Here is a 12,862-nt window from a genome sequence, read left to right on the forward strand (position 1 = left end):
GGTGGCTTTTACCGTGAAAAAAACTATATGTATTTCTTTAATCTTTATTTCCAGCATATTGCTAAGTGCATGTTCACTTGAAAAGGATGTCACTGATCTATACAAAGAAGAAACACCGCTTGAAGCTGAAATAATTATACCAGCATCCTTTTCAGCTAATACACAGGAGACCATGAAGGCTGAACTTACTCAAGGTGGCAAAATGGTTGAAAACGCAGATTTTGTTCATTTTGAGATATGGAAACAAGATGGCTCGCTCAAATATAGTATGGAACAAGCTGAGGAAGAGGGAAACGGTACTTATGCTTTAAGTAAAAACTTTGATAGTGATGGCCTATATTATATAAAAGTACATGCTAGTAACGATGGCTCAATCATTATGCCTCAAAAACAATTCATCGTAGGAAAACTGTCTGAAAGTGAATTGAAATTCTTGCAAAAAGGAATCCGAAAACAAGAAGAAAGTCCTGAACATCATCATTAAAAAATTCATCTGAAATCCGGTCTTCAATTGAAGATCGGATTTTTTCTGGATATTTTTATGAATCTGAGAGAATGCATTTACAGTACTTCACCTTTGTTTATTAAATTATTCTGCTCTTGCTGCATATACTGCTTTAAACAGGGAATCTTCCTCAGAACATAAACAACCTTTAAGGGAGGGCATAGCATTGGTAACTTCACAGGGCACTGCTTCAGTTAGCTTTCCATTCCCATCTGTTTGGGGTATCCACTCTTTCCGATTAATGGATTTTGGAATGAAAACACCAAACAAATTGCATTTGATTCACCTTATGCCACTTTCTCCGGCAACTTAAACATAATTGATGATCAACAGAGTAGAATTCGACATTTCATTCTTCAAGGCCGTTTTCTTATGAAGCCCCCCTCTCTGCAAGCAGGTGAGTCTGGATCGTGGATTGCCACTACTGATATACCCCTGAATCAATTTCCTATGAGCGGTAATGTGTATACCGGGCAATTGCCTCCTGTTGGAGCTTTTTTAACATCGAATATCCTTCATCAGCATCAGAATTTTTCGGGAAGAACAATATAGGGTAATCCATTCTATGTAGAAACATGGGCAATCGTCTCTGTATTTCATGGGGCGATTCTTTTACTTAGAGGAAATTAACAAAAGTCATATTGGACTGACATGTCGCTGGTCGCAATGCTTCCCCTGGACACCGTTTTGCCTAACTCACTAAGTAGATATATATGAGATAGTTATTTTGGCAGATAACTTATGAATCCACTAACTCAAAATGAGTACAGATGGAATATAGATTGACAGCGTTTTCTCTGTACTTCATACTATTGTATTAATAGAAGTGTCTGAATATTTGGTTAATTAGGAGGATGAAACGATGAAATTAGCAGGTATTAAGGATTTTCAAGTGGCTGAAATGCTTGATGTATTAATATTTGAGGGTAAATGGGGGGATGACATGTGACTAAGCACAGAATCCTTTTAACCATTCCAATTTTGCTATATGGAATTTACATATTTGTTGTCATTCAAAACGATAAGAACATTCCACTTTATGTGCATCTTCTATTCGCAATCTACTTGATGTTGTTTGTACATTATGAAGATAACACAGAGGTGAAACAATGACAGATTTTTAATCTTGGAGAATTTCGATGCTAAGCAATACGTGATGGAAAGGCGGTTTGACTTCAACTGAATGTATCGAGCTTACCGGCACGACCCGTACCAGACAGAGTTCGTTGTGATCCCTATGTTCTTAACACGTGAGCTAGTTTAATATGATCACCCCAATAAGTAGCTTTTTTTGTTCAAAAATCATTGATGAAGCCTAAAAAGCCTCAACTCCTTAAAGGAATTGAGGCTTTCACTATTTATTGGTTCCAATTAGATAATACGAGTTGTAACGATGCCTTCGATTTGTTTGATTTGTTCTTCCAAGGCAGGAATGATATCGCCGTTTACTTCACCATCAATGTCGATGATCGTATATGCATATCCCCCACGGCTTCTGTTAACCATGTCTGCGATGTTCAGATTAAAGCTTGATACAGCCAGCGTGATTTGCCCAACCATGTTCGGAACGTTTTCGTGGAAAGTTGCCACACGACGGTTTCCTGTATAAGGAAGGGAAGTATTCGGGAAATTCACAGAGTTCTTGATGTTCCCTGTTTCTAAAAAGTTCTTCAACTGACGAGCTGCCATGATGGCACAGTTTTCCTCTGATTCTAGCGTAGATGCACCAAGATGCGGAATTGGAACGACATTTTTCATTTTCAACACGTTTTCATTCGGGAAGTCAGTAATGAACTTGCCTACTTTTCCGCTTTCAAGCGCAGCTTGCATATCATTTTCATTCACTAGCTCGCCGCGTGAGAAATTCAAGATATGTACGCCCGGCTTCATGATGCTGAATGTTTCTTGGTTAAACATTCCTTTTGTGTCGTCAGTTAATGGAACGTGTACCGTAATATAATCAGATTCCGCAAACAATTCTTCAATTGTCATGGCGCGCTGTACATTGCGGGACAAGTTCCAAGCTGTATCAACAGAGATGAACGGGTCAAAGCCAATGACATCCATGTCCAAATCAAGCGCATCATTCGCTACAAGTGCACCGATTGCTCCTAAACCGATTACGCCAAGTGTTTTTCCCTTGATTTCTTTACCGACGAATTGTTTCTTTCCTGCTTCGACAAGCTTCGGAATTTGTTCTCCTTCGCCTTCAAGCGTCTTTGTCCAAGCCACACCGGCAAAAAGGTTACGAGATGAAGCCATTAGTGACGTCAGCACCATTTCTTTTACAGCGTTTGCGTTAGCACCAGGTGTATTGAAAACGACAATTCCTTGCTCAGTGCATTTGTCGACCGGAATATTATTGACTCCGGCCCCTGCCCTTGCGATTGCTTTTAACTGATCGCCGAATTCCATAGTATGCATGTTAAAGCTGCGAAGAACGATCGCATCAGGGTTTTCACTGTCATTGTCGACTTTAAAATCGCCTTTATTGAATACATTCAGCCCGCTTTCGGCAATATTATTTAACGCTTTGATCGTTTTGACTTTTTCTAAAAGTACTGTGCTCATTTTGTTTGCTCCTCTTTTGAATATGATAGTTTTGAAATTTCAAAATACTTACAAGATTTTTAAGCCCATGAAAATCTGCATCCTTTAAACCTTCACTATCTGTTAATATACAGAAAGAGGCAAGGGATAAAATCCCTTACCTCTGCCCAGGCGAACGGCTACGACACTATGTGTTCCCTCACGGTTATCCGTGTTTCGCCAGTTGCACATAGTCTTTTTCATTTATTTTATTCTATCAAACTATTCAGCAATCTTCAATATCATTTTAAAGGTTTATCTCTTTTTTTGCAGAAGCCACAACTCACTAGAAATATCGACGAAAACTATAGATTTATCTCCGAAAATAGAAATATATCGTTGAAGACTATCTTTTTATTATAACTCTAAATAATAATATGACTAAAAACAAAATGAAAATGATCATGAACGGAATGGACATTGTAAGAAGAGTGACCCATCCGCTTGTCTCTTTATCTTCTGGCGTAACCTCAATTTTTTCTATATCCTCTGCAGCATTATTGATTCTATCTAGCGAAATTTCACTATTTGGAACAGACGAAATAAAGTATTGATCCTTTTCATAACCTGTTAGCCGACCGCTTATTTCAATAACACTTTTTTGCGGCACCAACTTTATAGATGTCACTTTTCCATCCTCTAAAGTTGCAAAAAATTCATCTTCAGTTAATTTCTCAGTCGGTTCATTGTCATCATTACAAACTAGCACAATCCCCAAGATAACTAGGAAGATTATTAAATAAAATATTTTACTACGGAAAATCTGCTTCATCTCATACCTTCTCCCACATTAAACAAACTACAGGAAATAGTATCGTATAAAGTTAATTATTAACAATCAGGCTATTGTTTTTATTAGCCAGTCACTTGTAAAATGGATAATATTAGTAAAAAATAAGAAATATAGCAAACTTAAAAAAGGAGGAACCACTATGCTAATAAGAGAGGCAACGCTTGCAGATGCGGAAGGGATAGCAATCGTCCATGTGGATTGCTGGCGAACCACTTATAAAGATATAATGCCGAGTGATTTTTTAGATGAAATTTCTTATGAGAAAAGGAAAGACATATGGATAAAGAATATAACAAGTGATGAAAAACATGTTTATGTCGCAGAAAATAACGAGGGAAAAATAGTGGGATTTATAAGTGGGGGGAAAAGGGAAAAAAATAAGGTTGAGGATTCGGGTGATTTAACTGCGATATATATCCTCGAAAATTCACAAAGAATGGGCATAGGTAAGAAACTCATCAAAGAATTATTCTTTAAATTCGAAGAACTGGGATTCAAGACAATTTTCGTTGAGGTGCTTGAAGATAATAAATCCCGATACTTCTATGAGGCATTTGGTGCTGAATTGCTTAAAACGGAAAAAATCATAATGGCTGGTGCTGAATTGAATCTATTGGTTTATGAGTGGAGAGATATTAGCCGAGTATTATTATGAATGAACTTCAGCTAAGATCGCTTACTCACTAAAAAAGGCACAGTCCTTCGTGAAGGATTGTGCCTTGCATTTGATTTAATCTTGATTAAATCCGCTTTCGTCCATGTAAAATACTTCCCAAGAATGGCCGTCGATATCCAGAAAACTCCAACCGTACATAAAACCATGATCAATGGCTTCATTGAAGGGCTTTCCGCCAACATCCAGTGCCCTATTCACGATTTCATCGACTTCTTCCTTACTTTTAACGGACAGGGCGATGATGGCTTCCGTACTCGCTGCAGAATCAGGGATTTCCTTCTTGGTAAACGTTTTAAAGTACTCTTCCACCAATAACATGACATATATGGACTCGCTGATAACCATGCATGTCGCATTTTCATTGGTCATTTGCTCGTTAAACTCAAATCCGACCTTTGTGAAAAATTCTACTGAGGCATCCAAATCTTTTACAGGCAAGTTTACAAAGATCTTTTCTGCTTGAATTCCCATCCAATCACCCTCACTTGATTTATTTGTTCACTCACCTACTATTCGCTGCATTTTTCGATTTTCCTGCTTGCAGCCTAAAAGGAGAGATCATCATGGAAGCTTCCTTTCACTTCAAATAAACACTCATAATCTCTGTATCGTTAATAGTTGCTTGGGTACTATTTGTTTTTTCCAGTTTTTCAACCAGCTCGCCATTCGTGACAACGATCGGAGTTACGATGCTTGGAGCTTTGGATTTTAGAAAATCGATATCAAATGTCACAAGCTTATCCCCTGCTTTTACCCTTTGCCCTTCTGCGACATGGACTTCAAATCCCTCACCTTCAAGGTTAACTGTTTCCAATCCAATATGAATCAACAATTCTATGCCATGCTTCGTGCGGAGGCCTAGTGCATGTTTAGTATGAAAAACCTGGATCACTTCTCCATCGATTGGAGATACGACCAACCCCTCTTCAGGAAGAATCGCTATTCCGTCCCCCATCATTTTACCGGAGAACACCGGATCCGGAACATCTTCAATATTTATTACTTGTCCATTTATAGGAGCAAGCAGTTGTTCCACACTTTCTTTTTTACTGAATAATTTTTTGAACATAATATTTCCACCTTTCTCTTTCGGTCTTGAATCCTTGCAGCTCATACCCTCATATGTTAAATATTTCGTGAATTCTGATAATAATCGATGTTATTTTTTCTTTGGGATTTGCCTTCTGCTGTTTTCTTTTTGTTCGCTTCCACTCTAAATATAACCATCTCGGTTATTAATTCATAAGGAATTGGCTTGTTTATTGGAAACTGAACGGCCCCTTTTGAACATTTATATTCAGATAAAGCAGATTCAAAAGCAGAGATTGCGTTAGGCGTTGGATAGAATCCTATATGCTTTTTATAGGCAGCGAAATGTACCAGATTTCCATATAAACCAAAGGTAGTCATTTGATAGCTTATCTTCTCTTCTGCATCCTTTATGACTTTTCTTAACGTTTTTAAAATCTCCTGAACTTCTTCGGGAAATTGTATTATGTATTCATCAGAGAATGAAATGTATTGATTCCCTCCATCATTTCTCCTTTCATACATCCAAACTACAATACTCTTATTATAACATTATCCACCCCACTAACCCGTGGATGGAATCCCTTTTGTATTTCGCTAACCTATATTTTTAAAAACTCTTCCATTCTATTCATTACACCTTCCAGCATGGTAATCGACCTTGAGGCATTCAAAGGTTCAATATCCAAGGAATGATTTGCATTCGGGATTTTATTCATGCTTATGTTCGTTTTATTTTCAATTGCTTGAATTTTATCTGGAATATAATGATGGTCTTTATCTCCGATAACTATATGTGCTGAATGATTGCTGCTCAATAGCCCATCAAAAATCGATTCGAACTTCAATAGCGGCGTAAGCAAAATCATTTTGGCATTCATAAACCGCTCATTTTTCATAATTCCGTTGATGATGGGTATGGTGCCAAGTGATTTGCCTAGAAACACTGTTCCTTGATATTCATGAGTTTGAAGTACTTCCGTAATGACGGGATTGATATCATTTACAATCACTTTTGTGATATCTACCAATGGATGCTTGAATATATCCTGGTCGTAAGCGTAATGAATATGCACGACATCATACTGATTTTGAAGCATGATCATCGTCGAATAATAGAATAACGGCTTATCATACGTATACCCCGCACCTGAAAACATAAAACAAACGGCCGGACTTCCGTTTTCAATATGTGTGTATGTAATTTCTTTTTCATTATTATTTATTTTTCTTTGGTTAACCTCCATGATAGATTCCTCCCATTCTTTCGTTTGCTTTATATATTCATTAGCTACCCGCTGCATTCCTCCTTGATTGATACTATCTAGATAGAATCCAAGAATAAGGTTTCGTTTTTTATCAGGAATAGGTATACTTTAGCTATCAACCTATTTTATGGAAATTTCTTTGATGATTGATCAATCCATGCCTTAAAGGAGAGTGTGTAATGAAAATCAAAACGTTATGTTTCATTCTTGTCCTGCTAGTCACTGGGTCCTTGAGCACGATTCATGCAAGTGCAACCGATCAAAAAGTGAAAGAACTGGATATCGGGGAGTCTTTCGATGGTGCGGAAGGCACGATGGTACTCCAAAACTTAAAAAATGATAAAGTACATATCTATAATAAACAGAGAAGTAAAGTACGCTACACTCCAGAATCGACATTTAAAGTGGCGAATGCATTAATTGGCTTACAGACAAAAGCGGTGAGCGATGAATATGAAGTGAAGCGCTGGGATGGGGTAATCAGGGAATTTGAAGATTGGAACAGAGATCATACACTTGCTTCAGCCATGAGGCATTCCGTGATCTGGTATTATCAAGCAATGGCCCGCGATATCGGGGCGGGAAACATGCAGCAATATGTGAACCTGCTTGATTACGGCAACCGTGATATCTCCGGCGGGATCGATCAGTTCTGGCTCGACAGCAGCATAAAGATATCTGCCCGGGAACAAGTCCAATTCATTGAAAACCTTGTAGAGGAAAAACTGCCTATCGATAAGCAGCATATGAGAACCGTAAGGAGAATCATGATCAATGAAGAAGCAGATTCATATGTCCTCCATGGAAAAACCGGTACACGCCTTTCTGATATGGGATTGGGCTGGTATGTGGGTTACATCGAAACGGACAAAGAAAAATGGGCCTTCGCAACGAACATCGACGGCAGCGGAAGCAAAGCCAAAACGATTACTCTTGAAGCCCTGAAAGAGTTGGATATCATAGAAGAATAAAAGTTCACGCATGCCCTTAATTCTTGGGCATGCGTTTTGCTTTATCTTAAAGATATCTGAAAAACCTTTTCCTAACTAAAAATGGAAGTGCAAAGTAATCGATTTTAACTGTAATTCACCTGATTTGTCAGCACACCCATTCAAAACTCTTCTAGACAAGCTCCTATATTCGTAATCATTATTTTCTTCCTTTCTTCTAACTTAGAAAAATGATAAATTATGAGTTTTTCGTTTTTTAATATCAATAGTTATTTGATGCATGTCCTCAATGTGCATCACATGTATGTTTGACGATACGTGTTTATTTGATATAGTTTTAAAATAGTAATTCAAGACTGACTAAATCTCTGAATTAATTTATGTGGGTCGCCGTCATTGTAGTGATTCCATCTAGAGCAATCCCTTCATAAACTCTTAAGACTAAATAAAGCAAAAATACTGCATCATAAATAATGGAGCTAAGGATTATTTGTTTGTATCGTTATATAAACTCTGCAAAAATGGGCCTTTAGCGAAAGGGGCACCTTCTGTGAAAACCATTCAAAGTCGCTTATTGTTAATGTTACTTCTTTTTATCATCTTACCGTATTTTCTATCAGTGTTTCTGATCTACAGCTATACAAAAAATAGTGTGGAGAGACATGAGCTTGAAAATAGCCAAGAACAACTTCAGAAAAACGCTGAAGAACTGGAGCAATACTTTGATGACATGATTAATCTTCCATATATATTATATCGAAACCCTGATTTATTCCGAATTTTTAAAAATGGTTTTGAAGACTCGATATATTTTAACCCGGTTGCGATGGAAAAAAGTATAGAAACCTTTTATCTGATGCGAAACGAAATCCGTCAAGTTCGGTTTTATATTGATAAGGATAAAGAATCGTTTACAGTTTATAATGCGACGGTCAGTGCCCGGAAACCTCAACCCGATTTATTAAATGAGGATCCGATAAAACAATTTTATAGCTCTAACTCTAATTACATGATTGAGCCGCCACATCAAATCCGAAATTACAATGACACAGCGATCATTCCCCAGTCGGACGAAACAATGGTGATGACTTTTCACCATAAAATAGTCGATGTGCCTTCAAACGAATATCTCGGAATAATTACAGTTGATATAGATTTAGATGCCTATGCCCGTATATGTAACAGCCTTATTCAAAAGGATGAAGAATCTGTACTACTTATGGATTCGCATAACATTGTCATGTATGCGGATAATCGGTCCCTTATAGGAAAATCCGTCACTCCTGATTTTAAAAAGCAGATTAAGGGTGAAGATATCATCTTAACCAAAACATTATCAGGAAAATTAAATCATTGGAAATTAGTTAAGATAACCCCTAATCATGTATTATTCGACGATGTCCGGAAGACTGCCTATACAAATATAATTGTTGGACTAATAGTTGGCTTGTTAGGGCTGCTAATGATTGGTATTATTTCATACAGAATTACTCGTCCCATTAAACTTCTTAGCAAGAAAGTCAGGACAATAAAAGGTGGAAATATGGATGTCCCCTTTGATGATGGAAGAAAAGACGAAATTGGTGAGCTTGAAAAACATATGAAGGATATGATGAACCGAATCAATCTACACATTGAAAGAGAATATAAACTCGAAATTGAAAATAGAAAAAACCAATTCAAAGCATTAAAATCTCAGGTTAATCCGCATTTCTTATTTAATTCGTTACAATCTATTGGTGCAGTTGCCCTAAGATCTAATTCTCCAAAAGTCTACCAATTATTGACATCACTATCTAAAATGATGCGCTACTCCATCAAGGCGAATCAATGGGTGTTGGTTCGAGATGAAGTGAGTTATATAGAAGCATACCTAAATCTTCAAATGGAGCGTTTTGGAAACAATGTGAACTATTCTATTAAAATAAGCGAGACGATTCTTGATATGACGATTCCAAGTATGATTCTTCAGCCTCTCGTTGAAAACTTTTTTAAACACAGTTATGAAGAAGGTTTCTATCATGCTCATTTAACTATTTATGGAGAAATACAAGGAGAATTTTTACACCTCAACGTTGAAAATACCGGTCCTAGTTTGACTCAGGCGGAGCTTCAAACATTAAGAGAAAATATATATGCGTCCTCCCATGAAAACACGTATTCACATAATCATATCGGTCTGAAAAATATTCATGACCGTTTAGTTCTAAATTATGGACCAAAAGCAGGCCTAGAAGTGGATACGTATCAAGGACAAGGATTTTCCGTTAAAATATTGATTCCACTAGAATTCCCGCTTGCTAATGAATAGACTGCTTCGCAGCTATTCAAAAACTCATTCATATAAGGAGATGAAATCTGTGAAAACTTTAATTGTCGATGATGAGTTCAATGTACGTGACGTAATACGCCATTTGGGGCAGTGGGAAAAATACGGTATCACCCATCTATTAGAAGCAAGTAATGGCGATGATGCAAAAAGAACGATAGAGAAGGAAAGTCCGGAAATCATCTTTACAGACGTGAAAATGCCTGGAATGAGCGGTTTGGAACTAATCGAGTGGCTAGATTCCATTTCTTATCCTGGTAAAGTGATTTTAATTTCGGGTTATGACGACTATTCATTTATGCGTAAAGCAATTCAGTTTAGCAGCTTCGATTATTTGTTGAAACCGATTGAAGCTGATGCATTTAACAAAACACTGGAAGAAGCCGTTAAATCATGGGCAAATGAAGAGGAAGTTCGAGCTAATAAAGATACCGGTGTATATGAAGATGTTAAAAGGTTTCGGGGAAATCAATTAGTTACTGCCGCTTGTATGGGGGAACACTTCGACAAAAACGATATTGAGTCATATGTTCCAAAAGCAGATGGATACAACCTTACATTAATTTCCTTTTACCAAATGCACCATCCTGCCCCCTACATTCAGTTACTTGCTGACGAACTTGTCGAGCGGAAAATCGGAAATGTATTTGCGCTTCAGAATGATCCTAATCTTTGTCTAGTGATCACCATACCTGACCATTGGTTATCCGTTGAAGAATGGATCAGTCATCAATTTGATATTCCTGTTCGCCTTGTTTGTGGCGAGCCCTTGGAATCATTAGGGGATATCCACAATTCCTTCCAGTCATTACAAAAAGCAATGAAAAATCAAAATTTCAGATCCATCCACCGTTTGGATGACTTGGATGTTGCACGTCGCATAGAGGACATAGTTTCATATGTTGAAAAATATTACATGGAAGAATTGAGTTTAGAAAAGCTATCGAATGTATTCTTCTTAAGTCGCGAACATATCTCAAGAAAGTTCAAACAAAAAACCGGAATGCTCCTGTCCAAATACATCACTAAACTAAGAACTGACCAAGCAAAACGTTGGTTAAGAGAAACCGAAAAAAGTATTTACTCCATCTCTTTAATGCTCGGCTATCAGGATGAGAAATACTTTTCAAAACTATTCAAAAAAGTGGTTGGCATGACACCATTCGAATACCGAAACGGTGAAAAGAATGCAGATCAGAAGTGAATAATTCACCTTAATTAGAAAATTACAGGGGTGACATGATGAAAAAAGAGATACTAAACATATTTTTAATCGGCATATTAAGCCTATCACTTTGTGCATGTCAAACAAAGACCGAGAGCGGACCAAAAAAACCTGAAATTTCAGAGCGAAAAATCACTTTGAGCGTAAGGAATCCGAAAGTTGAAATTTCTACGCAGTTCGAACAAATGGTGATTGCTTATGAAAAAGAAAATCCAAATGTAGATATAAAGGTTCACACGGTAGGCGGGGCTATGGATGACCTTGCTGATTTGAAAGCAAAAATGGCCACTGGCAATGGTCCTGATATTTTCACAAACAGCGGATACGAAAGTGCCAAACAGTGGAGTAAATATTTGGAGGATCTTTCTGACCAACCCTGGGTCGAACATGCATATGAAGATGCGTTAACCCCTATGAAATTCGATGGGAAAATTCATGGGATGCCGGTTAATCTGGAAGGGTACGGATTCATCTATAATAAGGATATATTTAATAAGGAAGGAATCGATGAATTACCCAAAACGCTGACTGAATTAATAGCAGTTGCTGAAAAATTGCAAAAAGCAGGGGTTACTCCTTTTGCAACTGGATATTATGAAGAGTGGAAATTGGGTGACCACTTAATGAATGTCGGTTTTACAGAGCAAGAAGATCCACCAGCTTTTATAAAAGGCCTAAATGATGGAACTGAAAAAATATATAATAATCAAAAATTCAATGATCTAATCAATTTGTTGGATGTAACATTAAAGTATGGAAACAATAACCCGCTATCAACAGATTACAACATGGAAGTGAATCTATTTACTTCAAAAAATGCAGCGATTATTCAACAAGGAAACTGGATACAGCCGATGATCGATCAACAATCACCGAATATGAACATCGGATTTATGCCAATACTAATAAATGATCAACCTAAGAAGGAAGCCTTGATGGTCGGCGTACCGAATTATTGGGTTGTAAACAAACAAACCACACCAGAAAAGAAGAAAGAAGCGAAGAGATTTTTAAATTGGATGGTTTCTTCTGAACAAGGCAAAATGTTTTTGACAAAACGCTTTAAATTCATTCCTGCTTTTACTAACATTGAAGCTGACAATTTAGGACCTCTTGCTGATGAAACAATTCAGTATTATAAAGAAGGAAAAACGTTAAACTCCAACTGGTTTAATTTCCCTGTCGGAATAAGAGAAGAGTTTGCAGCTGCCATGCAACTATATGTAGGAAACAAGCTTAATCGCGATCAATTACTGCATGAGTTTCAGAAGTCATGGGATAGGGCTTCAAGCGAATAAAATCGGACTTCTGTACACTTCTTGCCTCCTTTGTTGGGGCATTTTTTTGTACGTCGAAAAATACGATATCAATATAAGACTAAATTCTAATCAATATATGACATATCCATAGAATTAAGACTAACCTATAATTTTATTAGTACTTCAAACAGGCGGGACTGTTACTCCCAAAAAGTAATCGTTCCACTAGACTTTATTTT

General features: G+C 37.2%; 13 protein-coding genes and 1 riboswitch. Of the genes, 7 read left to right on the plus strand and 6 right to left on the minus strand.

What is annotated here, in order from left to right:
• Positions 1–13: 13 nt before the first annotated feature.
• A complete protein-coding gene (locus ACIQYG_RS12040) occupies positions 14–484 on the plus strand; it encodes a FixH family protein (RefSeq protein WP_402838257.1) in 471 nt (156 codons plus the stop codon).
• 966 nt (positions 485–1,450) lie between these two features.
• Positions 1,451–1,618 carry a hypothetical protein gene (locus tag ACIQYG_RS12045; RefSeq protein ID WP_402838259.1) on the plus strand — a complete coding sequence of 56 codons (168 nt, stop codon included), beginning with the start codon at positions 1,451–1,453 and terminating at the stop codon, positions 1,616–1,618.
• Positions 1,619–1,876: 258 nt separating this feature from the next.
• On the opposite strand, the gene ACIQYG_RS12050 is transcribed toward ACIQYG_RS12045, so the two are convergent.
• Positions 1,877–3,076, minus strand: a complete 1,200-nt coding sequence (locus tag ACIQYG_RS12050; protein ID WP_402838261.1) for a phosphoglycerate dehydrogenase — start codon at positions 3,074–3,076, stop codon at positions 1,877–1,879.
• Positions 3,077–3,213: 137 nt separating this feature from the next.
• Positions 3,214–3,292, minus strand: a riboswitch (ZMP/ZTP riboswitch).
• 148 nt (positions 3,293–3,440) lie between these two features.
• Positions 3,441–3,866 carry an ATP-dependent metallopeptidase FtsH/Yme1/Tma family protein gene (locus ACIQYG_RS12055; protein WP_402838263.1) on the minus strand — a complete coding sequence of 142 codons (426 nt, stop codon included), beginning with the start codon at positions 3,864–3,866 and terminating at the stop codon, positions 3,441–3,443.
• Between the two features lie 160 nt (positions 3,867–4,026).
• Here ACIQYG_RS12055 and ACIQYG_RS12060 point away from each other — a divergent pair, with 160 nt between their 5' ends.
• Positions 4,027–4,542 (plus strand): GNAT family N-acetyltransferase, encoded by a 516-nt coding sequence (locus ACIQYG_RS12060; RefSeq protein WP_402838265.1) that lies wholly within the window; start codon positions 4,027–4,029, stop codon positions 4,540–4,542.
• Positions 4,543–4,617: 75 nt separating this feature from the next.
• Here the strand turns inward: ACIQYG_RS12060 and ACIQYG_RS12065 are convergent, their stop codons facing one another.
• The 4 genes from ACIQYG_RS12065 to ACIQYG_RS12080 all read right to left on the minus strand — a co-directional run bounded on the left by ACIQYG_RS12065 (position 4,618) and on the right by ACIQYG_RS12080 (position 6,839).
• Positions 4,618–5,034: a VOC family protein gene (locus ACIQYG_RS12065; protein WP_402838267.1), complete on the minus strand. Its 417-nt coding sequence runs from the start codon at positions 5,032–5,034 to the stop codon at positions 4,618–4,620.
• Between the two features lie 106 nt (positions 5,035–5,140).
• A complete protein-coding gene (locus ACIQYG_RS12070; protein WP_402838269.1) occupies positions 5,141–5,632 on the minus strand; it encodes a PTS sugar transporter subunit IIA in 492 nt (163 codons plus the stop codon).
• Between the two features lie 56 nt (positions 5,633–5,688).
• Positions 5,689–6,117, minus strand: a complete 429-nt coding sequence (locus tag ACIQYG_RS12075) for an iron chaperone (protein ID WP_402838271.1) — start codon at positions 6,115–6,117, stop codon at positions 5,689–5,691.
• A gap of 77 nt (positions 6,118–6,194) precedes the next feature.
• Positions 6,195–6,839: an alpha/beta hydrolase gene (locus ACIQYG_RS12080; protein ID WP_402838273.1), complete on the minus strand. Its 645-nt coding sequence runs from the start codon at positions 6,837–6,839 to the stop codon at positions 6,195–6,197.
• Between the two features lie 200 nt (positions 6,840–7,039).
• Here ACIQYG_RS12080 and blaOXA point away from each other — a divergent pair, with 200 nt between their 5' ends.
• The 4 genes from blaOXA to ACIQYG_RS12100 all read left to right on the plus strand — a co-directional run bounded on the left by blaOXA (position 7,040) and on the right by ACIQYG_RS12100 (position 12,662).
• Positions 7,040–7,831 carry a class D beta-lactamase gene (blaOXA, locus tag ACIQYG_RS12085; protein WP_402838275.1) on the plus strand — a complete coding sequence of 264 codons (792 nt, stop codon included), beginning with the start codon at positions 7,040–7,042 and terminating at the stop codon, positions 7,829–7,831.
• Between the two features lie 529 nt (positions 7,832–8,360).
• Positions 8,361–10,121 (plus strand): cache domain-containing sensor histidine kinase, encoded by a 1,761-nt coding sequence (locus tag ACIQYG_RS12090; RefSeq protein ID WP_402838276.1) that lies wholly within the window; start codon positions 8,361–8,363, stop codon positions 10,119–10,121.
• A 49-nt stretch (positions 10,122–10,170) separates the two neighbouring features.
• Entirely contained in the window at positions 10,171–11,343 is a 1,173-nt protein-coding gene (locus ACIQYG_RS12095) for a response regulator transcription factor (RefSeq protein ID WP_402838279.1), read from the plus strand.
• Positions 11,344–11,381: 38 nt separating this feature from the next.
• Positions 11,382–12,662: an ABC transporter substrate-binding protein gene (locus ACIQYG_RS12100; protein ID WP_402838282.1), complete on the plus strand. Its 1,281-nt coding sequence runs from the start codon at positions 11,382–11,384 to the stop codon at positions 12,660–12,662.
• Positions 12,663–12,862: the final 200 nt, after the last annotated feature.

The organism is Peribacillus sp. NPDC096622 (assembly GCF_044762665.1).
GTDB lineage: Bacteria > Bacillota > Bacilli > Bacillales > DSM-1321 > Peribacillus > Peribacillus frigoritolerans_B.